Below are 24,818 nucleotides of genomic sequence, written 5' to 3' on the forward strand. Positions count from 1 at the left end.
GATGCACGTCGTCTTCCGCGAGACCCACGGGCTGGAGGAAAGCGCGGTCCCTCAGGACCTCGCCCAAACCCCCGCGGATCTCGTCGTCCTGTCCTTCTCCGACGGCGACCTCGGCGCATTCGCCGCGGGCTGGAGACGTGCGGACGCCGCCGGAAGCCGTTTGCCCTCGCTACGCCTCGCGAACCTGACCGCGCTCCAGCATCCGCTCTCGGTCGACACCTATGTCGAGCAGACGCTGGCCGGCGCGAAGGGCATCCTGATCCGGCTGATCGGCGGGCGCTCCTATTGGAGCTACGGCCTGCAACAGGTCGAAAACCTCGCGCGGGAGAAAGGCATCGCGCTAGCGGTTCTCGCCGCAGACGGGCGCATCGATACGCGCCTCGACGCCGCATCGACGATCCCGCTCTCGACGCTGCGCCGCCTGGCCCATCTCTGCGACACCGGCGGCGCGGTCGCAGCCCAAGCGGCGCTGGCCCAGTTCGCGCTGGCCGCCGGCTGCTACGCCGGCCCCGTCACCGGCGTCCGCGCGATCGCCGATGTCGGTGGCTGGCAACCGCATGATGGCGTGACCTGCCCGGCGGCGTTCGCGCTCAATGCGAACCGCCCCCGCATCCTGATCGTCTTCTACCGCTCCTACCTGACCGCCGCCGACCTCCACCCGATCGAAGCCCTCCACGCCGAACTGACCGCGCGCGGCTTCGACGTAATCGGCCTGTTCGCCCCCTCGCTTAAAGCGCCCGACGCAGGCGGCTGGCTGAGCCGGTGGGTCGAGGCCCTGAAGCCCGCCGCGATCGTCAACGCCACCGCCTTCTCCGCACGCGGCGCGATCGACACCACCCCGCTCGACGCCGCCAACGTGCCGGTCTTCCAGATCGCGCTGGCCACCTCCGACCGCGCAGCATGGCTCGGCGCAACGCGAGGCCTGTCCCCAGCCGATCTCGCCATGCATGTCGTCCTCCCCGAAGTGGACGGCCGCCTCTTCGCCGGCGTGGCCAGCTTCAAGGAAGCGGCCGCGCGGGACGGCTACCTGGAATACACCCGCCGCGAACACCGCGCCGACTTGGCGCGCATCACGGCCATCGCCGCGCGGATCGAAGCCTGGACGAAACTCGCCAGCAAACCCGTCGCCGACCACCACATCGCGATCGTCCTCTCGACCTACCCCGGCAAGGCGTACCAGATGGCTCACGCCGTCGGCCTCGACGCGCTTGCCTCCACGCAAGCCATCCTCGCCGACCTCACTCAGGCCGGTTACGCAATCGCCCCCGACGCAAGTGACCTCGCCACGTCACGCATTCACTGGCCGCTATCCGAGTATCGCAAGGCACTCGCGAAACTCCCCGAAGCCCTCCGCAAGGACCTCCAGGATACCTGGGGGGCGCCCACCGAAGACTTCACCTTCACAGCGAACGATCAAGGCGGCGCGCTCGTCGCGCTCCAACCCGAACGCGGCCGAACCGAGCAACGTGCGGAAGAGTATCACGACCTCTCCCGCTGCCCCTGTCACGCCTACGTCGCCTTCTACCTCTGGCTCAGCGCCCGCGGCACCGACGCGCTCGTCCATGTCGGCGCGCACGGCACGCTCGAATGGCTCCCCGGCAAGTCGGTCGCGCTGTCCGACGACTGCTGGCCCGAAGCCCTCACCGGCGCCATGCCCGTCATCTACCCGTTCATCGTCAACGACCCCGGTGAAGCGGCCCAAGCCAAACGCCGCATCGGTGCGGTCACGCTCGGCCACGTCCCGCCACCGCTGGAACGCACGCGCACCGGCGCAGGTCTCGGCCGCCTCGAAGCCCTGCTCGACGAATTCTCCAACGCCGATGGCCTCGATCCAGCCCGCCGAGACCGCCTGCAACGCAACATCCGCGACGAAGCCACCGCGACCGGCCTCGCCGCGACACTAGGCCTCGACGACACGCAGTCCCAAGCCGACGCGATCACCCGCATCGACACGTTCGTGTGCGACGTGAAGGAAAGCCAATACGGCGACGGCCTCCACATCTACGGTCGCGGCGAACAAGGCGAAGCCGAACGCGCCGGACTCTTGTCGGCACTCCAAGGCAAACGCGTTGCACCCGGCCCATCAGGCTCCCCCTGGCGAGGCCGCGCCGACGTCCTTCCGACCGGCCGCAACCTCTACACGACGGACCCCCGCGCAGTCCCATCCCGCGCCGCGCATACCCAAGGCATCAAACTCGCCGACGAGTTAGTCCGCCGTCACCTACAGGACCACGGCGACTACCCCCGCAATCTCGTCGTCGATCTCTGGGCGTCTGCGACGATGCGAACCGCAGGCGAGGAGTTTGCGATGGCACTCCACCTGCTCGGCGCGGAGCCGGTGTGGGACATGCAGTCCGATTGCGTAACGGGCGTCGAGATCCTCCCGCTCGCCAACTTCGACCGCCCCCGCATAGACGTCACCCTGCGCGTATCCGGCCTGTTCCGCGACGCCTTCCCGACGCTCTGCACGATGTTCGGCCAGACCGTCCGGGCCCTGGCCGCACGCGACGAACCCGCCGATTGGAACCCCTTCGTCGGCCAGACCCCGACGCCCCGCGTCTACGGCCCGGAACCCGGCCGCTACGGCCTGAGCATGGGCGACGCCGCCGAAACCTACACGCCGGAAGCGCGCCTCGCTGCGGGCCAAGCGTGGCTATCCGCCTCGAGCCACGCGCTCGACACCGATGGGGGAGGGGGCCAAGGCAACTTCGATCCCACCGGCATCCGCGACCGTGTCGCTGCCGCCGATGCCTTCGTCCACGTCCAAGATCTCCCCGAAACCGACCTCCTTCTCGCCGCCGACTATGCCGCGCACGAGGCCGGCTTCGCAGCCGCGCAATCGGTCGCCGGAGGTAACGCCACCCTCTATCATCTCGACGCGAGACACCCGACCCAAGCCAAGGCCCGCCCGCTCAAGGAGGAAATAGCCCGCGTAGTCCACGCCCGCGCAGCCCACCCCGACTGGGTCGACGGCATGATGCGCCACGGCTTCCGCGGCGGTGCGGAGATCGCCGCCACGCTCGATCACCTCGGCGCCTTCGCGCACCTCGCCAGCGCGGTCCGCCCAGAACTGATCGACCTCTATTACGACGCCACGCTCGGCCGCGACGACGTCCACGCCTTCCTCGCCGAAGCCAACCCCGGCGCGCTCGCGGCGATGCAGGCGCGCTTCGCCGCGCTCCACGCCGCAGACCTATGGCCGACCCGCCGCAACTCGATCCTCGCAGCGCTGGACCTGCCGGCATGACCGGGTTCGTCGTCAAGGGCTGGTGCCCCGACGCGTGGCGCCCGATGATGGCCGGCGACGGCCTGCTCGTTCGCTTCCGCCCGCCGCTAGGTCGCCTGACCCGCGCGCAAGTTCTGGGCCTTGCCGAAGCCACGACGCAGCACGGCAACGGCCAGATTGACGCCACCACCCGCGCCAACCTCCAGATCCGCGGTGTCCGTGAGGAAAGCTGGCGCCCGCTGATCGATGCACTTCTCGATCTCGGCCTGATCGACCGGGACCAGACCCGAGAGGCGCGCGCCAACATCCTCGTCGTACCCGACTGGCGTGCAGGCGACGACACCCACCGTATAGCGGAAGAGTTGCACGCTCGACTGTCGGAGCTGCCGGATCTTCCCGGCAAGGTCGGCTTCGCGATCGACGCCGGCGCCACGCCCACGCTGCAAGACGCCCCCGCCGACTTCCGCATCGAACGCAGCCCATCCGGTCAATTGATCCTCCGCGCAGACGGCCGCGACCTCGGGACGCCGCTGTCGTCCGGCACCGAAATCGACCACCTGATCGCGCTAGCCCGCTGGTTCGTGGAGACCGGCGGCGCCGCGAGCGGTCGCATGGCCCGACATGATGCGCCGCTTCCGGATTGGGCTGCCGGCAGCACGTCCCCCGCGCTATCGGCGTACAGGCTCCAACCCGGCAGGCACCCACTCGGCGTCGCGCTCGGCCTGCCATTAGGTCGGGTCTTGGCGACGGCACTAACCCGCTTCGTTGGAGCCGAGCCCGCCATTGGAGCGATCCGCCTGACACCCTGGCACATCGCGATCTGCGAAACGGATGCCAAGCCCGCGGTGCCGCCGGACCCCGCCGACTTCATCACCGATCCATCCTCGCCGTTACTCCGCACGGCTGCCTGCGTAGGCGCACCGGCCTGTCCGCAAGCTACCCTCGAAACCCGCAGTCTCGCACACCGCCTAGCACCCCACATCGCCGGCCGGCTCCACGTCTCCGGATGCGCCAAGGGATGCGCGCGCGCTGCCCCTGCCGACGTCACGCTGACCGGGCGCGAAGGTCGCTACGACCTCGCCTTCGACGCCCGAGCGGGCGCGCCACCTTCCCGCGCAGGCCTCGATGCCACACAGATCCTCGCCCATTTCGGAGCCGCCTGAATGCCGTACGCCTATGAAACCGACGGCGCGGCGATCTACCGCCAGTCCTTCGCGATGATCCGCGCGGAGGCCGATCTCGCCCGCTTCTCGCCCGAGGAAGAGCCGGTCGCCGTGCGCATGATCCACGCCGCGGGCTTGGTCGGGCTCGCCCAGCACCTCCGCTTCTCGCCGACGTTCGCCACCGAGGCCCGCCGCGCGCTGCAGGCCGGCGCGCCGATCCTGTGCGACGCCCGAATGGTCACCGAAGGCATTACCCGCGCCAGATTACCGGCCGATAACCGCATCATCTGCACGCTCCACGCCTCCGAAACACCTGAGCTCGCCCGGACGATGGGCAACACCCGATCTGCGGCGGCACTCGAACTCTGGCGCCCGCATCTCGCCGGCGCCGTCGTCGCGATCGGCAACGCGCCCACCGCCTTGTTCCACCTGCTCAACATGCTCGAAGACCCAGATTGTCCACGTCCAGCGGCGATCATCGGTTGCCCCGTAGGCTTCGTCGGCGCGGTCGAATCGAAGGCTGCACTCTGGACCGACCAACCCGTCCCCTGCGTCGTCGTCGAGGGCCGGATGGGCGGCAGCGCGATCACCGTCGCGGCGATCAACGCGCTCGCGAGCGGCACTGAATGACTATTGGAACGATCCACGGCGTAGGCTTGGGCCCAGGCGCGCAAGACCTGATGAGCGTCCGCTCCGACCGCTTGGTCAGAGCCGCGCGCCACGTCGCGTACTTCCGTAAGGCCGGACGCCCCGGCCAGGCGCGCAAGGTTGTCGAAGGCATGCTCCGCGCCGACGTGATCGAGTTCCCGATGGAATATCCGGTCACCACCGAAATTCCCGTTTCGGACCCGCGCTACAACGACTGCCTCTCGGCCTTCTATACCCGCTGCATCGATCACCTCGCGGGGCTAGCCAACGCTGGCGAAGACGTCGTCGTGCTCTGCGAAGGAGACCCGTTCTTCTACGGCTCGTTCATGCACCTCTACACCCGACTGCAGACGGTCGCCCCGGTGCAGGTCGTCCCCGGCATCACCGGCATGTCCGGCGCCTGGACCGCCAGCGGCGCACCGATCACCTGGGGCGACGACGTGCTGACGGTGCTGATGGGCACGCTCCCCGAGGAGGATCTGGTCCGCCGCATCCGCGACACCGACGCGCTGGTCGTGATGAAGATCGGCCGTCACCTCGCCAAGCTCCGCCGCGCCGTCGCCGCCGCCGGGCGCGAGAGCGAGGCATGGCTGGTGGAATACGCCGCGATGGCCGATCAGCGCGTGACGCGGCTGTGCGAGGCGGACGCCATCACGCCGTATTTCTCGATCCTGTTGATCCACGGACAAGGACGCCGTCCATGACTGGCTGGCTCGCCATCGCAGGTCTCGGCCCCGGCGATCCAAACCTCGTGACGCCCGAAGTCACCGCCGCGCTTGCCGAAGCGACCGACGTCATCGGCTACATTCCCTACGTCGCGCGCGTCGCCCCCCGCGACGGCCTCACGCTCCACCCGACCGACAACCGCGTCGAACTCGACCGCGCCACGCACGCCCTCAAGCTCGCAGCCAAAGGCCACCGCGTGGTCGTCGTATCCTCGGGCGATCCCGGCGTGTTCGCGATGGCCGCCGCGGTATTCGAAGCGCTCGAAGCCGGCCCGCAGGAACGGCGCGATCTCGACATCCGCGTACTCCCCGGCATCACCGCGATGCTCGCCGCAAGCGCCCGCGCCGGAGCCCCGCTCGGCCATGATTTCTGCGCGATCAATCTGTCGGACAATCTCAAACCCTGGTCGTTGATCGAACGCCGCGTGCGCCTCGCCGCCGAGGCCGACTTCGCAATCGCCTTCTACAACCCCCGATCGAAGGCGCGTCCCGACGCCTTGATCCGCGTCTTCGAGATCCTACGCGAAACCTGCCGCGACGACCGCCCGGTGCTGTTCGCCCGCGCCGTCTCGACGCCTGAGGAAACCCTCCGCATCGTCCCGCTCACCGAAGCTCGCGCGGACATGGCCGACATGCGGACGATGATCATCATCGGCTCCAGCCTCACCCGGATCATCGAGCGCCCGGCAGGCCCGATCCTCTACACGCCCCGGTCGGCACCATGATCAAGCCAGTACAGCACGTCCGCCGCCGCATGCACCTCCAGGCGAGCCTGCAGGATCGGCCGGTCGATCATGATCACCGGCAGCCCGAGCGCACGCGCCGCGCCCAGCTTGGCCTGCGCGCCCGTACCGCCCGCATTCTTGCAGACCACGACCTCGATCCCGTGTGCCTCCATCAACTGCCGATCGCCAACGACATCGAACGGCCCGCGATCGACCACCAGATGATGCCGCGGCAACCCCGGCGAATGATCGGGCGCATCGACGAAGCGCAACAGATAATCGTGCTGAGGCTGCGCGCCGAACGCATCGACATGCATCCGACCCAGCGCCAGCATCACGCGGCGCGCGGGGCCAGCCAGAGCTGCGACCGCAGCTTCGATGTCAACGACGCGTGTCCACCGATCGCCAGCAACGGGCGTCCACGCGGGTCGCGTCAAGGCGATATGCGCAACGCCCGCCCGTGTTGCGGCCGCGACGGCATTCGCGCTCATCCGTGCTGCGAACGGATGCGTCGCGTCGACCAGATGCGTTACGCGGTGCTCCCGCAAATACGACGCCAGCCCGTCGATACCGCCAAAACCACCGACGCGCACCGGGATCGGTTGCGCCTTTGGGCTCGCCACGCGCCCGGCGTAACTCAACACGGCCGCATCGCCTCGCTCAGCCAACATCGCAGCCAGCGCGCTGGCCTCGGTCGTGCCGCCAAGAACGAGGATGGTCGGAATGGCTGAAGCTCCGTGGCTGACGATTGTCGGGATTGGCGAAGACGGCATCGCCGGCCTCTCCGCGCCGGCACGCTTGGCACTCGCCGAAGCAGAGATCGTGACGGGCGCGACCCGCCATCTCGCGCTCGTCGGCGATCTTACGGCTGAGGTCGAACCTTGGCCAGTACCGTTCGATCACGGTATCTCGCGGTTGCTCGCGCATCGTGGCCGGTGTGTTGTCATGCTCGTCTCGGGCGATCCGTTCTGGTTCGGCGCGGGCACGTCGATAACCCGCCATCTGCCTGCCGACGAATGGATAGCGTATCCCGTATCGTCGACGTTCAGCCTCGCCGCAGCCCGGCTTGGTTGGTCGCTGGAAGACACGTCGTGCCTCGGTCTTCATGCAGCCCCGGTGACCCGGCTACGCCCGCACATCGCGATCGGCCGCTACGCATTCGCGCTGGTCCGCGACGGCGATGCGGTCAGCGAACTCGCGCGCTATCTGACCGAACTCGGTTTTGGCGCATCCGATCTGCACATCCTGGAGTCATTAGGGGGGCCCCGCGAACGGATCCGCCACACGACCGCCGCGGCGTTCGCGTTCGACGATGTCGCGCATCCCGTCGCAGTCGGCATCGCCTTCGCTGGAGACGGTGCGACAATGCCGCGCAGCCTGTCCGATGAATGGTTCGATAATGACGGCCAGATCACCAAACGCCCGATTCGCGCCCTGACGCTGTCCGCACTCGCGCCGAGGCCGGGCGAACTGCTTTGGGATATCGGCGCCGGCTCGGGTTCGATCTCGATCGAATGGCTGTTGTCGCATCCATCGACGCAAGCCATCGCATTCGAAGCCGACCCTATCCGCGCCGACCGGGCTCGCGCCAATGCCGCTGCCTTGGGAGCAGATCGTTTGAAGGTCGTGGAGGGTAGGGCGCCTGCGATCCTCGAAGGCCACGCGCGGCCCGACGCCGTCTTTATCGGCGGCGGTCTGTCGGAAACGCTTCTGGAATCCCTCTTCTCGACGCTTGCCGCCGGAACGCGGTTGGTCGCCAACGCGGTGACGCTGGAATCCGAAGTGTTGCTCACGCGCTGGCACGGACTGAAAGGCGGCACGCTATTGCGCATCGAACTATCCGACGCGGTTCCGATCGGCTCGCGTCGCGGTTGGCGCGCGCGCTATCCCGTCGTCCAGTGGAGCGTCTGCCTGTGATCGTCGCCGGCTTCGGTTTTCGGGAGGGCGCTACGCTCGATGCTTTGCGGAACGTGTTCGCCAGTGCGCAACATGGCCACCCTCCGGTGACCGCGCTTGCCGCGCCGCACGACAAGCAGGCGCTGGTGTCACCGCTCGCCGAGGCTATGGGTGTGCCGATGATCGCGGTATCGCCCAGCGCGTTGCAGTCGGCGCCAACGTCGACGCAGTCTGCCGCCAGCCTGAAAGCGCGCGCTACAGGAAGCGTCGCCGAAGCCTCTGCGCTCGCCGCGGCGGGTGCGGGCGCCCGGTTGCTGGCCTCCCGCCATATCTCACCTGATCGGATGGCCACCTGTGCCATAGCGCGATCGGGCGCCGAAGGATTCGAAGCATGACCGTCCACTTCATCGGCGCAGGCCCCGGCGCGCCCGATCTTCTCACGTTGCGCGGTCGCGATCGGATCGCCGGATCACCCGTCTGCCTTTATGCCGGCTCACTGATCCCGACGGCGATGCTCGATCACTGTCCCCCCGGCGCGCGCATCGTCAACACCGCGCCGCTGTCGCTGGACCAGATCGTCGCCGAAATCCGGGCTGCACACGACGCCGGGCAGGACATCGCCCGTCTCCATTCGGGTGACCTGTCGATCTGGTCGGCGATGGGCGAGCAACTCCGCCGCCTTCGCGCGCTCGACATCCCGTTCACGATCACGCCCGGCGTGCCCGCCTTCGCCGCCGCCGCCGCTGCGCTGGAGATCGAGCTGACGCTGCCCGAACTCGCCCAATCGGTCGTGCTCACCCGTACGCCGGGCCGCGCCAGTACGATGCCGCCTGCCGAAAACCTGACTGCGTTCGCCGCGACCGGGGCTACGCTCGCGATCCATCTTTCGGTGCACAACCTTGCGCAGGTCGTCGCCGATCTGACGCCAGCCTATGGCGCCGACTGTCCGGCAGCGATCGTCTGGCGCGCGAGTTGGCCCGACCAGCAAGTCGAACGCGCCACGCTCGCGACGATCGCGGACACGATCGAAGGCAAACCCGATCGCACCGCGCTGATTCTCGTCGGACAGGCGATTTCCCCCAAGGACTTCGCCGAGAGCAGCCTTTACGCGCAAGGCTATGATCGACGCTTTCGCCCGCAATCGGCGGAGTCGAAGTTCGCTGGAGGCGAGGCATGACCCCAGGCCTGCTTGTTGCCGCCCCAGCGTCGGGCACCGGCAAGACCACCGTGATGCTCGGCCTCCTCCGCGCGCTTCGCGACGACGGGCTTGCAGTCCAACCGTTCAAGAGCGGCCCCGACTATATCGACCCGGCCTTCCACCGCGCCGCGAGCGGCCGGGCGTCGTTCAATCTCGACAGCTGGTCGATGCCCGCCGCTATGCTCGATACGCTTGTGGCCAAGGCCGACGATGCCGACTTCGCGCTGGCCGAAGGATCGATGGGGCTGTTCGACGGCGTTGCCACCCTTGGCGCGACCGGCAACGGGGCCAGCGCCGACATCGCTCGCCGGATGGGCTGGCCGGTCGTACTGGTGATCGACGTTTCGGGCCAGGCACAGTCCGCCGCCGCCACCGCACTAGGCTTCAGCCGTTACGATCCGAGCGTACCGATCGCCGGCGTCATCCTCAACCGCGTCGCCAGTCCGCGGCACGAACGTCTCGCGCGCGCCGGCATGGACGCAGTCGGCATTCGCGTGTTTGGCGCGTTGCCGAGACGCGGCGACCTCAAGCTGCCGGAACGTCACCTAGGGCTTGTCCAGGCGGTCGAGCACGCCGACCTCGACGCGCGGATCGATGAGTATGCCATGTTCCTGCGCGCACACGTCAATATCCCGGCGCTCCGGGCGGCGGCGACCGCGACCGCGAAATCCGTCCTCCACGAAGCGTGGGTCAGCCCCCCGGCGCAGCGGATTGCCCTCGCGCAGGATGCCGCGTTCTCGTTCACCTATGCGCACGTCCTGGAGGGCTGGCGCAGGGCAGGAGCGGAAATACGACCGTTCTCGCCGCTCGCCGACGAGGCGCCGTCGCCCGACGCCGACATCGTCTGGCTACCCGGCGGCTATCCCGAGCTCCATGCCGGACGCCTCGGCGAAGCCCGTAATTTCCACGCAGCACTCGCCGAGCACGCCCAGACGCGCCCCGTCCACGGCGAGTGCGGCGGCTATATGGCGCTCGGCGAGGGGCTGATCGACGCCGACGGGACACGCCACCGGATGGCCGGGCTGCTCGGCCTCGTCACCAGTTACGCGCAGCGGAAGATGCATCTCGGCTATCGACGAGCATCGCTGCTCGCGCCGATGGCCGGCTACGCGCAGGGCGCCACGCTCGCAGGGCATGAGTTTCACTTTTCAACGATCCTCGAACAGCCTGACGCGCCGCTAGCCGATGTCGTCGATGCACAGGGAGAGGCGGTGCCGGAGACGGGCTCGCGTCGCGGACGGGTCACGGGTACGTTTTTCCACATGATCGCGCCTGTTTCATGACGGGGTTCGTGTCCTTCGTCGGCTCGGGCCCTGGCGATCCCGAGTTGCTCACGTTGAAAGCCGTATCCAGATTGCAGGCGGCGGATGCAGTGCTGTTCGACGACCTGTCCTCGGCGGTACTCGGCCATGCCCGCCCCGGTGCCGATCTGGTCGCGGTCGGCAAACGCGCCGGTCGGCCTTCGCCGAGCCAGGCGCACGTCTCGCAACTCCTCATCGAGTACGCCCGAACCGGCATCCGCGTCGTCCGGCTGAAATCGGGCGACGCCGGCATGTTCGGCCGACTCGAAGAGGAGATCGTCGCGCTGCGAGCGGCAGGCATCCCGTTCGAGATCGTCCCGGGCATCAGCGCCGCGAGCGCCGCCGCGGCCGCCGCGCAGATCCCCCTCACACGCAGGCTCAGCGCGCGTCGGGTCCAGTTCGTGACCGGCCACGACGTCACCGGCGATCTGCCCGAACAGCGCAACATGGCCGCACTCGCGGATCCCGAGGCGACGACGGTCGTCTTCATGCCGAAGCGTACCTTCCCGGCGCTGGCCGCATCCCTGATCGCGCATGGCCTGTCGCCCGATACGCCCGCCATGATCGCCGAGAATGTCGGGCACCCCGACCAGAGCCTGGCGCGCTCGACGATCGCAGAGCTTGCCATGCAATTGCAGGAGGGCTTTTCCGGCAAACCAGCGCTCATCCTCTACGGCCCGCTGATGGACTCCGAATGATCGACCTTCACCTCGTCGGCATCGGCACGGGCAATCCGCAGCATCTCACGCTGGCCGCGATCGCCGCGATCAACGCCGCCGACCTCATCCTCCTGCCGCGCAAGGGTGACGCGAAGTCCGATCTGATCGATCTGCGCCGGACGATCTGCGCCGAGGTCGTGACCGGCACCACGCGCATCGTCGAGTTCGATCTTCCGCAACGCGATCCGGACGTGCCGTACTTTGCGGCGGTCGATCACTGGCACGGTGCGATCGCCGATGCGTGGACCGACCAGATCGCCGCGCATCTGCCTGACGGCGGACGGCTGGCGTTGCTCGTCTGGGGCGATCCGTCGCTATACGACAGCAGCCTGCGGATCGCCGATCGCTTGCGAGAGCGCGGCATGGCGATCCGTGTCCATGTCGAACCCGGCATCACCAGTCTTCAGGTGCTGACTGCGGCACACGCCATTCCGCTCAATACGCTTGCTGCGCCGGTGCTGATCACGACGGGGCGCCGGTTGCGGGCAGGGGGATGGCCGGAGGGGGCGGATACGCTGGCAGTGATGCTCGACGGCGGATGGGCGTTCGAGACACTCGCAGCGGAGGGCGTTGCGATCTGGTGGGGTGCCTATCTCGGCATGCCGAACCAATCGTTGATCGCAGGTCCGCTCGGTGAGGTCGGCGCGGAGATCGTTCGCACCCGGGCTTCGCTTCGCGCAGAGCATGGCTGGATCATGGATATCTACCTGCTCCGCCGGGAACGACACGTCTGACGGCGATAACGATCGGCCCGCTACCGACCGAAATGAACGCACGATTGACGCGACGTTCAGGTGCCGTGCCGGTTCTGGATAATAGGCCCCGCCAATCGAAGGAATGACGGAGTTCGACCATGCTCAGGATCGTCATCATCGTCTTTGCGACGATATGGGGAGCGTCCATGCTGTTCGGGGTGACGCTGCTCGTCGGTAGTCGCTATTCGGCGCGCATCCGACGGTTCGTCACCGGAGACTAGGTCATCCCGCTTTTGCGAAGTGTCAGCCGACGACCGGCGCGTCCTGAAGACGATCGCCGGTCGCCAGCCTGCAGCCGTTATTCGAGGTCGTTCTCGTCGACGACGATCGTCGATGCCCCGGGCTTGCGCTCGAGCGCTGCCAGGCACGCGTCGACGATATCGTCGTTGAACCGGTTGAACAGCTCGATGCCGTCATCCTCGGGCTCGTCGCCGCTCAACTCCTTGAGAACCGCGTATTTCACCGCGAACTCATATTCGTCGCCGTCGAACTCGCCGAGGAACTCGATCTGCTTCTGGATGTCGTTGTCGACGATGCTCGACTGATCGATTTCTAATGCGCTGGCCATGTCGGAACTCCTGAGGTTTGCCCGCCTACTGCCTGCGCTCGGGCAACAGCGCAAGCGTCGGTGCAGCAAGCAAAACTATGCGAGGGCTCGAGCGGGTTGACGGTCTGCGGAGACGATGGCACGAAAGCAGTATGATACACTATATCATTAAACAGAATCCGCGAAACGAATGCCGATGAATACGCGTGAGAAAGGGGCTGCGCTATGCGCCGCGGTGGCGATCGGACGCGATCCAACGATCCTGGATCGCATCATGGACGAAACCGTGCATCTGGCGATCTGGCAACGGCCTACGCCGGAATATGGCATCGCGGTCAGCGAACTGGACTGGGATACGATCGACGACATCGATGCCGACATGGATGTCGTCGATGTACCGGGGGCGTTAGCCAGATCGCTTGCGGACGCGGGATACCCGCACGATCCCGAGTTTGCGGACGGGCTTGTCACGCTCGCCGTGCGCTTTGCGAAGATCGTAGCGTGTGACCGTCTCCGCGTTCGGTTGGATGTGATCCAGACCGATGCATGCCGGAAGTTTCACGCCGACACCGTGACGGTACGGTTGCTGATGCCGCTCGTCGGCCCTGGAACGCAGTGGCTCGCTGCCTGTGGCACACATGCCGATCCACCCGTAGCGGATGGCCAACTGGAAATCGGCGAGGTGGGCCTGTTCAAAGGGCGAGTGTGGGCCGAGCGTCCGGAAATTCTCCACCGTTCGCCGCCCGTTGCGGCGACGGGGATCACACGGCTGCTATTGGCGATCGATCCATTGGGCGGTGCCCATGATCCGCGATGACGGACGTTGTAACCTCTCGCCGCTCCATGCAAGAAGAGCGTCATCACTCCTGTCATTGTGAGCCCTCGATGTCGCGTCCAATCCTGCTTCGTTCCGCCGCCCTGCTCTGTTGCATCGCGAGCGCCGCCTCCGCGCAAACCCCCTCCAGACCGGTTGCCAAACCGTCGCGCGTCAATCCTCTGACCATCCCCAGCACGCTGCCGTTCCAGGCGCCGCGCTTCGACCAGATCACCGATGCCGATTACCAGCCCGCCCTCGAACAGGGCATGGCGGAACAGATCGCCGAGATGAAGGCGATCGCGAACAATCCCGCAGCACCGACCTTCGCCAATACGATCGAGGCGATGGAGCGCTCCGGCCGGACGCTCGATCGCGCGAGCCAGGCGTTCTTCGGCGTGTCGCAGGCGAACACCAACGATGCGCTCGACGCGGTACGGTCTGCGGAGGCGCCCAAGCTCGCGCAGCACAGCGACGCGATCTACCTCGATCCCAAGCTCTTCGCGCGCGTCCAGGCGCTGTACGCGAAGAAGGATTCGCTCGGTCTCGATGCCGAGCAGAAGCAGGTACTGGAGATCTATCACAGCGATTTCCTGCACGCCGGTGCGCAGTTGAACGACGCCGACAAGGCCAAGCTGCGGTTGCTCAACACGCAGATCTCGACTGCGACGACCGACTTCCAGCAGAAGCTGCTCGCCGGGACCAAGGCAGGCGCGCTGGTGGTCGACGATAAGGCCAAGCTTGCCGGGTTGAGCGATGCCGAGATCGCCGCCGCAGCGGAAGGCGCGAAGGAGCGGGGCATGCCCGGCAAATACGTCCTGTCGCTCCAGAACACGACGCAACAACCGGCGCTCGCCTCGCTGACCGATCGCGCGACCCGGGCAGCGCTGTTCGAGAAGAGCTGGAACCGGTCGCAGCGCGGCGATGCGAACGATACGCGCGCGCTGATCCAGAAGATCGCGCAGTTGCGCGCACAGAAGGCGCAGTTGCTCGGCTATCCGAACTACGCCGCCTATTCGCTGTACGACCAGATGGCGAAGACCCCGGCCGCGGCGAAGGGGTTCATGACGCAACTCGTCCCCGCGACTGCCGCCGAACAGCGTCGCGAGGCGGCCGAACTGCAGAAGACGATCGACGCGACCGGCACCTCGTTCCCCCTCGCACCATCGGATTGGGATTTCTATTCGGACAAGGTTCGCAAGGCGAAGTACGACCTCGACCAGAACGAGCTGAAGCCGTATTTTGAGATCGGCCGCGTGCTGACCGATGGCGTGTTCTTCGCTGCGAACCAGCTCTACGGCGTCACCTTCAAGGAACGCCGCGACATCCCGACCTATCAGCCGGACATCCGCGTCTTCACCGTGTTCGACAAGGATGGCTCCGAACTAGGCCTCATGTATTTCGACTACTGGAAGCGTGACAACAAGTCCGGCGGCGCGTGGATGTCGAACTTCGTCGGCCAGTCGAAGCTGCTCAAGACCAAGCCGGTCGTCTATAACGTCGCAAACTTCACCAAGCCCGCGCCGGGCCAGCCAGCGCTGATCACGTTCGACGACGTGACGACGATGTTCCACGAGTTCGGCCACGCGCTGCATGGGCTGTTCGCGAACCAGACCTATCCGCTGGTCTCGGGCACCAACACCGCGCGCGACTGGGTCGAGTTCCCGTCGCAGTTCAACGAACATTGGGCGCTCGATCCCAAGGTGCTCGCGAACTATGCGAAGGACTATCGCACCGGCGCGCTGATGCCGGCGACGCTGACTGCTAAGATCAAGAACGCGGCGAAGTTCAACCAGGGCTACGAGCTTGGCGAACTGGTAGCGGCGGCGACGCTCGACCAGGACTGGCATTCGCTGCCGGCATCGGCGGGGCCGCAGGATGTCGACGCGTTCGAGACGAAGGCACTGACGACGATGGGCCTCGACACGAAGGACGTGCCGCCACGCTATCGCACCAGCTACTTCGCACACATCTGGGCGGGCGGTTATGCAGCGGGATACTATGCGTATCTGTGGACGCAGATGCTCGATAACGACGCCTATGCGTGGTTCGTCGCGCATGGCGGCCTGACCCGCGCGAACGGCCAGCGCTTCCGCGACATGATCCTGTCGAAGGGTCATACGGAAGACTACGCGCCGATGTTCAAGGCGTTCTACGGCAAGGACCCGGATATCGGCCCAATGCTGGAAGACCGTGGCCTGACGGCTACCAAGAAGTAGGCGCAGCGGGATATTAGCGGCGAGCGGGGCCGTCCGCCGCTAATATCCTTGGGCCAGGTCTGGCATCACCGCGCCTGCCATGCGTAGGGGCCGATGACCGTACCGACGAAGCCGCCCGCGCGCTTGGTGCTGAGGAATGTCACATCGACACCCGCCTTCAGCGTCTTGCGGACTCCATCGATGGCATAGTCGAACGCCATCGTTCCACCATCGGCGCGGATCGTCAGCGCGATCGGCCGGTTCGTCACGATCGGTGCGGTGGCAACCAGCGTATCCGATGTCTCGGCATCACGGGTGTAGAGGGCCACCACGGGCTTGCCGTTTATCCGGGTGACCGCGAAGACCAGGAACGAGCGATCGTTCTGGATGGCTGCCAGTCCGGCACGGTCGCCGTCTGCATCGGGCGTGTACCGCAGCGTCGTAGAGACTGTTGCAACATGGTGCTGCTGGCGGCGGCCCACAAAGGCGGGAACGCCGGTCACCATGCCAAGCGGCGCCCTGCCGTCGAGCACCATCGAGCCATTTTCCAAGCGATAGATCGGTTGCTTCGAATTGCGGATACCGATCCACGCCAACCCCAGTCGCGCGCCGTCGAACGTATCGGTATACTCGACATCACCCGCCGATACCGTCCTGCCTGTGGCCTGCCGCGGCAAGTCCGGACGAGCAGCAGCGTACGGGATCGGTGTGCCGGGAGAGAGGATATGCGGCCAACCGTCGCGCCAATCGACCGGCAACAGGAAGGTCTCGCGCCCCGTGTTGTAGAAATCGTCGCGATACGGCCGGGTCGCAAGGAACGTGCTCCACCATTTGCCGTCCCGGGTCTCGACGAACTTGGCGTGGCCGGCCGATGTAACCGGGTTCGGCCGGTCAGGATCGAGATCACGTTGGGTCAGGATGGGGTTCCCCGCAAAGGGGACATAAGGACCGCGCAGCGCCTTGGCACGAAACACGACCTCCGAATGCTGCTCGGACGTGCCGCCCTCGGCCGCTATCAGATAAGTGAAGCCGCCGTGCTTCAGCAGGTGCGGGCCCTCGATCCAGACCGGCTGCTTCGTGATATCGACGCCGCCATTGACGATCTGCGTACGCTTGCCAACCATCTTGCGGGTCCGCCAATCGAACGCCTGCATCCAGATGGCGCGATGGCCTTCGTAGCGCGGCGCTTCGTCTGGTGCGCCGTTGTTGACGATATACGCGCTGTCACCGTCCCAGAAGATCGAAGGGTCGATCCCTTCGAAACCGAGCCAGGTCGGTTCAGACCACGGCCCCGCCGGGTTCCTGGCGGTAATCACGAAGTTACCACCACATTCGACGCAGGTATTGACGATGAAGAACGTGCCCGCATGATAGGATATGTCGGGCGCAAAGAGCCCCTGCGACACCGTACGGCCGGTGAAGTCGACCTGCCCCGGGCGGTCGATCGCGTTGCCGATCTGGGTCCAGTTCACCAGGTCCGCCGAACGGAACACAGGCAGTCCGGGGAAATGCGCAAATGACGAATTGACCAGGTAATAGTCATCGCCGACACGTGTGATCGATGGATCGGGATAATAGCCCGGCAGGATCGGATTGCGATATTGATCAACGCCAACCGCGACGACATTTCCGGCCTTCCCCCGATAGGTGAACTGCTCGAAATATGCCGGCCTCGCACTGGCAGCCGCGGCTGTCAAAGAGAGCGCCGTCCCGATCCACAGGCCAAGGTGGAATTTGCCATTGAACTGCACGAACGCTCTCCATTGTACGGACACTGGCGAGCCGCTTCGGTGCCGGCATACAGTAATGCCTCACGGCAACAAGTTCCGGTCAGCGGGCAGTGGAGTCATCGATCCCTGCCGCACTCTAGGGAAACAGGAAGGGATCGTCGTTTGTAGACCATGCCGACCGCCTTACCATCGCGCGCATGAAAAGGTCCGACGTCATATGCCGGGCAAGCCAGCCTTGCAGGGAGGCAAACGGCAAACCGTTGAAATAAGACCAGTCGGTCGCTGCGAACTGGCGGACGAAAGGCATCACTGCGAGGTCGGTGAACGGTGCTCGGTCGCCACCAAGATGATCGCCGTCGTTTAGCTTGGTATTGAGCCGTTCGAGGATTTCCGTAGCCGCGCTGCGGTGGTCGATGCCATCCGGGGAGTAGCGATCGGCGTACTTGTAGCGATCAAGATGGTGCTTGAAGCGTCCGTCGTTGAGCGCGATGATTGCGGGATCGCCTGGTAGTATGATGTCGGCGGACGCTGCAAAGGCCCAGCGCATGATATCGAGACTTTGGTCGATGACGGACCCGTCGGGCAGCACCATTACGGGTACCGTCCCCTTGGATGAGACGTCGAGCATTGCAGCGGGTTTGTCGCGCAACGATACTTCGCGCAGTTCGACGCGCTTTCCGCCCCATATGATCGCAAGGCGCGCTCGCATCGCATATGGGCATCGACGGAAGCTATAGAGGACTGGCAGGATCATGGTGACCTCATACCCACCCGATGTCGAAAGGTCGCGTGGTCGGATGCTCGTGCGGACGGTCAGACGCACGGCCTGATCTTCAGCTGCGCGGTGGGGCGATTGCCGTACCAGCATCGGCCGTGATCGAAATAGCAGGTGCTGATACTCTTCGTCGAACAGGTTCGCGATGTTGTCCGAGATGTAGCGGACGAGCGCATCAGGGAAGCGAAGGGCCTGGTTCACATACCAAAAACCAAGTATCCGGAGGTCGGCGGCGGACGATCCTGTTGCAAGCTTAACCGGGACCATGGACCCGTTAGGCAATTGCTCCGCCGCTCACGCCAATAAACACGCCGACGGACATCGATTTGTTCGATCTCGTCGTTCAGGTGGTGACGCGTGGCGCGCCTGATACGATTGCCTCGCTTCCAAAAATTAAATTGCCGGGGAGCGCGATACGACTGCAGCCACGAGCACGGCTGACGTGAAACCCGCGGCGCGAGACTTTCCGATCAGACGAGACACAAGCGTGACGGGCTGTTCTGTTCCTGCCGCGATGACCTGCTACCTTGTGGGTAGCGACGCGGGGTTCCAACGCCGTAGCGTCCTCGGTGCCCCGCCCGGATACGAGAGTGTCGCACGGACGGGCGGGGCACCCCGTTCACACAAGATTCATGTATAAGCGGCATAGCGCGCCCTCAGAGGCGTCGCCTAGTATCGCGTAACCTTCAGCGCCCCGCCGGTTTCAGTCACACGGACAAGCGGGGCGCTCAACACCCGCTTTCATTGCAGTACTTGCCGTGACAGTCGGGCATCGACCAGGTCGAGTTCACGCCCCAATTGCTCGGCTAATTCCGCCCCTATCTCGCGACGTCTCGCCAGGTCGAAGATCGCGTTGCGCTCGGCGCGGACAGCGGCCAAGCGCATGTCGCGCTCGATCACGACATCGCCCTGACGCGAACGCTCCTCCGGCTGCGTCGACAGGCTGTCGATACGCTCGCGATACTGATCCATCAGTCGCGCGGCGATATCGGTGAAGCGATCCGGATCCTCACGACCTTCGGCCATCCGGTGCTGGACGCGATCGAGCTCTGCGATCGCCGCGTTCGCAGCAACCAGTTTGGCCTGGTCCCGCGCTGCGCCGACGCCGGTTTCGGCCGGCAGGCTCAGTCCGCGCAAGAGCAGCGGCAACCCTACCGCAGCGATCACCAGCGACGACAGGATGACGCCCGACGCCAGGAAGATGACCAGATCGCGGGCCGGGAACGGCGTGCCGTCAGCCATGCTCAACGGCAGCGTCAGCGCGCCGGCCAGCGTGATCGCGCCGCGCGCTCCGGCACATGACATTGCGGCGATGATCCGGCGTGGAGGGCTCGCACCCGCAGCCGGATCGTTGCGCCGCCGCGCGCGGAGGAGCGTGAACTGGAGCGATACCCACACCCAGCCATAGCGCAGGATCGCCAGCCCGACGACGACCGCGACGACATAGACCGCGAGCCACCACGGACTGACGTGTCCCGTCGACGTCACCGTATCGCGCGCACGGACGAACACTTCGGGCAGCTGTTCGCCGAGCAGCACGAAGATCACGCCGTTCAACGTGAACTGCAGCATATCCCAGACCGCGCGGCGGCGGATACGTGTTCCTGCCGCAACCGCGGTGGTCGCGTCGGTAAAGCTCATGGCGATGCCCGCGGCGGCGGCGGCAAGGACACCCGACGCGTGGACGTGCTCGGCCAGCAGATAGGCGGCGAACGGGATCAGCAGGCTGACCAGGATGTTGGAGCCCGCTTCGTCACCGAACCGGCGTGCAAACGCACTCTTGGTCGCGACGATGCCGAGAGCGACACCGACGCCGATCGCCACGCCGGCGATCGCCATCCACGCGAAAGTCGCGGCGGCATCGGCGAACGAAAAGGTGCCGGTCAACACGGCAGCGATGGCAAAGCGTACGCAGACCAAGCCGGACGCGTCGTTCAGCAACGCTTCGCCTTCCAGTATATGCATCATCCGTTTCGGGATCGGCGCATTCTGCGCGACCGCCGAGACCGCGATCGGATCGGTCGGCGATACGACGGCTGCGAGCGCGAACGCGACGCCGAGCGGCATCGTCGGGATCAGCCAGTGGATGAAAAGGCCCATGCCAAGGACCGTGAGGAAGACAAGACCTAAAGCTAGGCCGAGGACGGCGCCGCGATCGCGGAAGAGTTCGTCTTTCGGGATGCGCCAGCCGTCGAGGAACAGCAGCGGCGGCACGAGCAGCAGGAAGAACAGTTCGGGATCGAGTTCGACGCGGACATGCGCGACCATGCCGATCAAAGCGCCCAGCGCAATCTGCACGAGCGGCCGAGGCAGCGCCGAGGGCAGCATGCGCGAGGCGATGCCGCTTACCACGACGGCGAACAATAGGAACAGGCACAAGGTCACAATCTGCAAACCGGACTCCCCGAGGATGTGGACGCGCGGCAAGCACGCAGGCGCGCGATCGAGAAGACCGGCAAGTATCCCGGATCAGATAGCAGAGAAGCGGAAATTTCGGAAGCGCGCCGCGCCGTTTCCCGCCGCGTACAGTCCCGGCCGCAACATCAGGAAGCCGCCACGGACATTGTGATGATAGCCCGACACCTCCATCCCGCGATCGAAGCGGTGCCAGGTCCGACCGCCGTCTTTGCTCGTGTCGTACGTCACGATATGGCGATCGTTGGTCACGCGGATCCGCATCGAGCGGCCATGCGGGTTTGCGGGGCGACCGCGCTCGGCGCCATATTGGTGCGTGACGAACCGATCGCCGTCGAAGCCGAGACCACAATAGAGTTTGTCGTCGTAGAACAGGACCAAGCCAGCAGTGGTGCCGGGATCGATCGCGACGTCGCATTCGAAGCGATAGCGCGTATCGCCTGCAATCAGCAGGAGCGGGGAGGAGTCGACGGGCGCAGTACCGCTCGCGGTCAGCGTCAAGGTGTTGCCGGAAACGGACACGCGTTTCGCTTCGTCGGGGCGGGGACGGAAGAAGCTCCATTTCGTGCCGAGTGCGAGCGTATCGAACTGGTCGGATAGCGCCTGGCCGTGCGGAAGTGCCACGCCTCCCTTCGGCTTCGCAAGCGGCTTCGACAGGTCGCCGCCCTTCATGCGGAACCAGCCGTCAAGAGTCCATTCGACCGGATCGAGCAACGTCTGGCGGCCAAGCGTCCAATAGCCGTTCTCGAACCCGTGATAGAGCGCCCACCAGTCGCCCGCTGGCCCCTCGACCAGCGAGGCATGGCCGCGCGACCACCAGCGTTCGGCGGTGTCGGTGGTGCGGACGATCGGGTTGGCAGGGCAGTCCTGCCACGGCCCGTGGATCGATCGGGAGCGCGCGGCGATCACCATGTGGCCGGTCGGGGGACCGGCGGTGCCGCCGACCGCGGTGATGAGATAGAACCAACCGCCATGGCGGACGATCTTGGGGCCCTCGGGCGAGAAGCCTTCGACGATCCAGTCCTCGGGATAGCGCCACGGGTCATAGACGTGCTCGACCGCACCGACCGTCGACAGGCCGTCGGCGGCGAGGCGGATCCGGTCGCCGCCAGACAGGAAGAGCCAGCGGCTGCCATCCTCGCCGACGATGTGACACGGATCGATATGCTCGTGCAGGCCGAGATCGACGGGGTCGCTCCACGGTCCTTCGATACGGTCTGCGTGGATCACCCAGATCGAGTTCGGCTCGGCCTTGACGGGAATGTACAGGAAATAGCGGCCGTCGTGCTTCTCCAGGCTGACGGCCCAGACCGAGCCGATGTTGCGGGTCAGCGCCGGGCCGATCGGCTGCCAGTTCACCAGATCGCGCGAGTGCCAGATGACGAGCCCGGGATAGGAATCGAAGCTGGAGAAGGTCATGTAATAGTCCGACCCGTCCTTCAGGATCGCGGGGTCGGACCGGTCGCCGGCCATCACCGGGTTCAGGAAACGGCCGTCGCCGAGATCGGCGATGCGCTGGTTTTCGACGCCCCGGCGCCAGTCGGGCGCGGTGGGTTTGCTCTTTGCTTCGGTCTTGGCGAGTGCTTGTCCAGGGACGAGCAGCGCACCGGCTGCGCCGAGCGTGGTGAAGGCGTCGCGTCGGGTGAAGGTCATATGGTGATCTTTCGGATGTCGTCGATGCGTTTGCGGCCGTCCGCGAGCAAGGCGGTGTGATACGCGATCGGGCGTTTGCCTTGCGCGGTATCGGCTATCGTGAGCCACGCCATCGCTTCGGCGACGCGCGCGGCGGGTTCGAGGGGGATGCGGGCGAGTTCGACGTCGAAGGGCGCGAAATAGGCGGGTTCGCCCTGCCATTCGACAAGGCGCTCGCGGGCTTGGTCTATGGACCAGCCTTGGAGGTGAATGCCCAGATCGACCAGCGCGCGGGCGACGCGGAACAGGAGCCAGTGAATGTGGCCGAGTGCGTCGTACGGGTCGGTATAGGCGCCCGCTTTCTCCGCGAGTTGCTCGGCGTAGATGCTCCAGCCTTCGACGAACGCGGAGGCGTAGTCGATGCGGAGCGGGTGGGGCGGGGTGGCGCCTTCGAGCCCGAGCTGGATCATGTGGCCGGGGAGGAGTTCGTGCGCGACGACGCTGGGCAGGGTCCAGCGTGGGCGGCGGCGGATGTCCTTGAGGTCGACCACATAGGCGCCGGGCCGGGCCGGAGTCGGGACCTCGCGGTAGCCGCCACGGCCGGCGGCGATCTCCTGTGCGGATAGCGGGCGGGCGCTGGCGTTCAGGCACCAAGCTGGGAGTTCGCCGAACGCCGCCGGGATATGGGCGCTGGCGGCGGCTAGCATGCGGTTCATGTCCGCGACGGCGTCGGTTCGGCCGGAATCGTTGTCCAGATAGAGGAAGCGGTCGTCGCGCCAGAGCTTGGCGTAGCGGTCTGCGATTGTGCCCTTTGGTACGCCGATCTTGTCGAACAGGCGTGTGGCGCGCGCGTGAAGGCGGTTCAGTTCGGCGAACAGTCGGCGTTCGGCATAGGCCGGCGTCATGCCGCCGAGCGAGCGTTGAAGTTGCAGCCCGTACCAGTCTGCGCCGCCAGGGAACCGGCCGACGCCGGGGGCGGAGGGGGCGGTGTCTCGCAGGCTCTCCAGCGCCACGATCTGGCGGTCGATCGCGGGGTTTGCGGGGGCGGTGCGGAGCGCTTCGATGGTGCGGTCGAGGGATAGGCGGGGGAGGATGATGCCGGCTTCTGCGTCCGCCAAGATGGCAGCGGTGTCTGCGTCGATCTTTGCGGGATCGAGGCGGGCGCCCTTCCACGCGCCGGCGGTCGGGGTGACGCGGTAGGGGTTGCGTCCGGTGCGGCCGAATGCGGACCGGGCGATGGCGGCGTCTATCGTGAGGCCGGCGCGGGCGGTGATAAGGTCGAGGCGGGCGCTCGGTTGCAGGGAGCTTGCGTCGAACGGCGCTAGCAGGCGGAGCGCTTCATCCGGGTCGGTTGCGGCGGCTGCGTCGAGGGCTTGGCGCAGGGGCGTGGTGGATTGGGCGCGGGCGTTTGTGGGGACGAAGGCTGACGAAACCAGTCCGGCGAGTACGTTTCTGCGGGTTGGCGTCATTCCGCACCTCTCCGTGCGTCTTGAGCGTACGGTGCGCCCTTGGATAGGTGTGCTTCGACTGCGCTCAGCACGAATGGGGTGGGGTAGCCCTGGACGGGGTGGGGGTTACAAGATTGGGGAAGCGTCATTGGGCGCGCGTCATCGGACCGTGGATGTGGTTGGTGGCTTGGACATTCGCCTTTGCAGGGAGGACGGCGGATGAAACCAGTCCGGCGAGTACGCTTCTACGGCTCGAGGGCACACCACGCCCCTCCGTTCGCCCTGAGCGAAGTCGAAGGGGGTGTTCCGCGGGGCGGTGCTTCGACTGCGCTCAGCATGAACGGTTTGGAGAGGGAGTGTGGGAACGGCGGAGGGCGCGTGTGTCATCGGGGTAGCGGGACGCGGTTGTTGGCTTGGGTGATCTCGGGCTCGTCTCCGGTGAGCGCGACGTGGACGGCCAGGGTGGCGGGATTGACGCGGACCGGAATCGCCAGCTTCACGGTCGTGGTTCTCGGCAGCAGGTCGAGCGGGGCGGCTAGCGGCGGGATGCTTGTGGTTACTAGCACTTTGCCCGTCGGGTCGACCAGATCAGCATGGCCGCCCTTCGCGTCCTTTGCACCAAGGCTGTGAACGGTGACCGCGATTTTGCGGCCCTTCACGATCACGTCGTCGGTGCCGATACCAAGGTCGGCGCGCGCGTCCACCGGAGTGCCCGCCTCGACCAAGTTGAAGTCGAACACCGTCGTGCCTGGTGCGAACGTCACGTCCGTATTCGCGCTGCGTTCGAGCGTCATCGGCTGCGCGCCGCCAATCGGTGCGAGCGTCTTGCCGCCGTCGGTGCTGCTCGACGCCTGCATCGACCAGCGGCCCGCGGCGACGGTCCAGGTCGACATCGTCGCGCGC

Annotated in this window: 21 protein-coding genes; 14 read left to right on the top strand and 7 right to left on the bottom strand. The window is 66.2% G+C overall.

The window, feature by feature from the left end; translation table 11 throughout:
- Nucleotide 1: 1 nt before the first annotated feature.
- Genes cobN through cobJ form a run of 5 tightly spaced genes read left to right on the top strand, consistent with a single transcriptional unit; the run spans nt 2 to nt 6,487 of the window.
- Entirely contained in the window at nt 2-3,247 is a 3,246-nt protein-coding gene (gene cobN / locus AC1MLZ_RS02000; protein ID WP_480960211.1) for a cobaltochelatase subunit CobN, read from the top strand.
- Nucleotides 3,244-4,389, top strand: coding sequence for a cobalamin biosynthesis protein CobG (locus tag AC1MLZ_RS02005; RefSeq protein WP_480960212.1), 1,146 nt, complete (start codon nt 3,244-3,246; stop codon nt 4,387-4,389). The genes cobN and AC1MLZ_RS02005 overlap by 4 nt, the downstream gene beginning before the upstream one ends.
- Nucleotides 4,390-5,019 carry a precorrin-8X methylmutase gene (locus tag AC1MLZ_RS02010; RefSeq protein WP_480960213.1) on the top strand — a complete coding sequence of 210 codons (630 nt, stop codon included), beginning with the start codon at nt 4,390-4,392 and terminating at the stop codon, nt 5,017-5,019.
- Nucleotides 5,016-5,741: a precorrin-2 C(20)-methyltransferase gene (gene cobI / locus AC1MLZ_RS02015; protein ID WP_480960214.1), complete on the top strand. Its 726-nt coding sequence runs from the start codon at nt 5,016-5,018 to the stop codon at nt 5,739-5,741. Before AC1MLZ_RS02010 ends, cobI begins: the two co-directional genes overlap by 4 nt.
- Entirely contained in the window at nt 5,738-6,487 is a 750-nt protein-coding gene (gene cobJ / locus AC1MLZ_RS02020; RefSeq protein ID WP_480960215.1) for a precorrin-3B C(17)-methyltransferase, read from the top strand. The genes cobI and cobJ overlap by 4 nt, the downstream gene beginning before the upstream one ends.
- Here the strand turns inward: cobJ and AC1MLZ_RS02025 are convergent.
- Nucleotides 6,463-7,212 (bottom strand): cobalt-precorrin-6A reductase, encoded by a 750-nt coding sequence (locus AC1MLZ_RS02025; protein ID WP_480961446.1) that lies wholly within the window; start codon nt 7,210-7,212, stop codon nt 6,463-6,465. The two genes, cobJ and AC1MLZ_RS02025, sit on opposite strands and share 25 nt — an antisense overlap.
- Between AC1MLZ_RS02025 and cbiE the strand changes: the two genes are divergently transcribed.
- The 7 genes from cbiE (at nt 7,202) to AC1MLZ_RS02060 (ending at nt 12,577) form a co-directional block, all read left to right on the top strand.
- The gene (gene cbiE, locus AC1MLZ_RS02030; protein ID WP_480960216.1) at nt 7,202-8,404 is read left to right on the top strand and encodes a precorrin-6y C5,15-methyltransferase (decarboxylating) subunit CbiE; all 1,203 of its coding nucleotides are present in this window, start codon (nt 7,202-7,204) and stop codon (nt 8,402-8,404) included. The two genes, AC1MLZ_RS02025 and cbiE, sit on opposite strands and share 11 nt — an antisense overlap.
- Nucleotides 8,401-8,778: a cobalamin biosynthesis protein gene (locus tag AC1MLZ_RS02035; RefSeq protein ID WP_480960217.1), complete on the top strand. Its 378-nt coding sequence runs from the start codon at nt 8,401-8,403 to the stop codon at nt 8,776-8,778. Before cbiE ends, AC1MLZ_RS02035 begins: the two co-directional genes overlap by 4 nt.
- A complete protein-coding gene (gene cobM / locus AC1MLZ_RS02040; RefSeq protein WP_480960218.1) occupies nt 8,775-9,560 on the top strand; it encodes a precorrin-4 C(11)-methyltransferase in 786 nt (261 codons plus the stop codon). Before AC1MLZ_RS02035 ends, cobM begins: the two co-directional genes overlap by 4 nt.
- Complete coding sequence (locus tag AC1MLZ_RS02045) at nt 9,557-10,864, top strand: cobyrinic acid a,c-diamide synthase CobB (protein ID WP_480960219.1); 1,308 nt, start codon at nt 9,557-9,559, stop codon at nt 10,862-10,864. Before cobM ends, AC1MLZ_RS02045 begins: the two co-directional genes overlap by 4 nt.
- The gene (gene cobA, locus AC1MLZ_RS02050; RefSeq protein ID WP_480960220.1) at nt 10,861-11,580 is read left to right on the top strand and encodes a uroporphyrinogen-III C-methyltransferase; all 720 of its coding nucleotides are present in this window, start codon (nt 10,861-10,863) and stop codon (nt 11,578-11,580) included. The genes AC1MLZ_RS02045 and cobA overlap by 4 nt, the downstream gene beginning before the upstream one ends.
- Entirely contained in the window at nt 11,577-12,335 is a 759-nt protein-coding gene (cobF, locus tag AC1MLZ_RS02055; RefSeq protein WP_480960221.1) for a precorrin-6A synthase (deacetylating), read from the top strand. Before cobA ends, cobF begins: the two co-directional genes overlap by 4 nt.
- A gap of 119 nt (nt 12,336-12,454) precedes the next feature.
- Nucleotides 12,455-12,577 carry a hypothetical protein gene (locus tag AC1MLZ_RS02060; RefSeq protein WP_480960222.1) on the top strand — a complete coding sequence of 41 codons (123 nt, stop codon included), beginning with the start codon at nt 12,455-12,457 and terminating at the stop codon, nt 12,575-12,577.
- 77 nt (nt 12,578-12,654) lie between these two features.
- On the opposite strand, the gene AC1MLZ_RS02065 is transcribed toward AC1MLZ_RS02060, so the two are convergent.
- Nucleotides 12,655-12,924 carry a DUF1488 family protein gene (locus tag AC1MLZ_RS02065; RefSeq protein ID WP_107962382.1) on the bottom strand — a complete coding sequence of 90 codons (270 nt, stop codon included), beginning with the start codon at nt 12,922-12,924 and terminating at the stop codon, nt 12,655-12,657.
- 175 nt (nt 12,925-13,099) lie between these two features.
- Here AC1MLZ_RS02065 and AC1MLZ_RS02070 point away from each other — a divergent pair, with 175 nt between their 5' ends.
- Both AC1MLZ_RS02070 and AC1MLZ_RS02075 read left to right on the top strand, forming a co-directional pair.
- A complete protein-coding gene (locus AC1MLZ_RS02070) occupies nt 13,100-13,720 on the top strand; it encodes a DUF1826 domain-containing protein (RefSeq protein WP_480960223.1) in 621 nt (206 codons plus the stop codon).
- A 68-nt stretch (nt 13,721-13,788) separates the two neighbouring features.
- Nucleotides 13,789-15,936 (top strand): M3 family metallopeptidase, encoded by a 2,148-nt coding sequence (locus AC1MLZ_RS02075; RefSeq protein ID WP_480960224.1) that lies wholly within the window; start codon nt 13,789-13,791, stop codon nt 15,934-15,936.
- 65 nt (nt 15,937-16,001) lie between these two features.
- On the opposite strand, the gene AC1MLZ_RS02080 is transcribed toward AC1MLZ_RS02075, so the two are convergent.
- From AC1MLZ_RS02080 to AC1MLZ_RS02100, 5 genes are all read right to left on the bottom strand, one after another.
- Complete coding sequence (locus AC1MLZ_RS02080) at nt 16,002-17,666, bottom strand: glycoside hydrolase family 43 protein (RefSeq protein WP_480960225.1); 1,665 nt, start codon at nt 17,664-17,666, stop codon at nt 16,002-16,004.
- Nucleotides 17,667-17,781: 115 nt separating this feature from the next.
- Nucleotides 17,782-18,621, bottom strand: a complete 840-nt coding sequence (locus AC1MLZ_RS02085) for a glutathione S-transferase N-terminal domain-containing protein (RefSeq protein ID WP_480960226.1) — start codon at nt 18,619-18,621, stop codon at nt 17,782-17,784.
- 540 nt (nt 18,622-19,161) lie between these two features.
- A complete protein-coding gene (locus AC1MLZ_RS02090) occupies nt 19,162-20,814 on the bottom strand; it encodes a Na+/H+ antiporter (protein ID WP_480960227.1) in 1,653 nt (550 codons plus the stop codon).
- A gap of 75 nt (nt 20,815-20,889) precedes the next feature.
- Nucleotides 20,890-22,488: a family 43 glycosylhydrolase gene (locus AC1MLZ_RS02095; RefSeq protein WP_480960228.1), complete on the bottom strand. Its 1,599-nt coding sequence runs from the start codon at nt 22,486-22,488 to the stop codon at nt 20,890-20,892.
- Complete coding sequence (locus tag AC1MLZ_RS02100) at nt 22,485-23,936, bottom strand: DUF885 family protein (protein WP_480960229.1); 1,452 nt, start codon at nt 23,934-23,936, stop codon at nt 22,485-22,487. Before AC1MLZ_RS02100 ends, AC1MLZ_RS02095 begins: the two co-directional genes overlap by 4 nt.
- Between the last annotated feature and the right edge of the window lie 882 nt (nt 23,937-24,818).

Source organism: Sphingomonas sp. PEI4 (assembly GCF_056679955.1).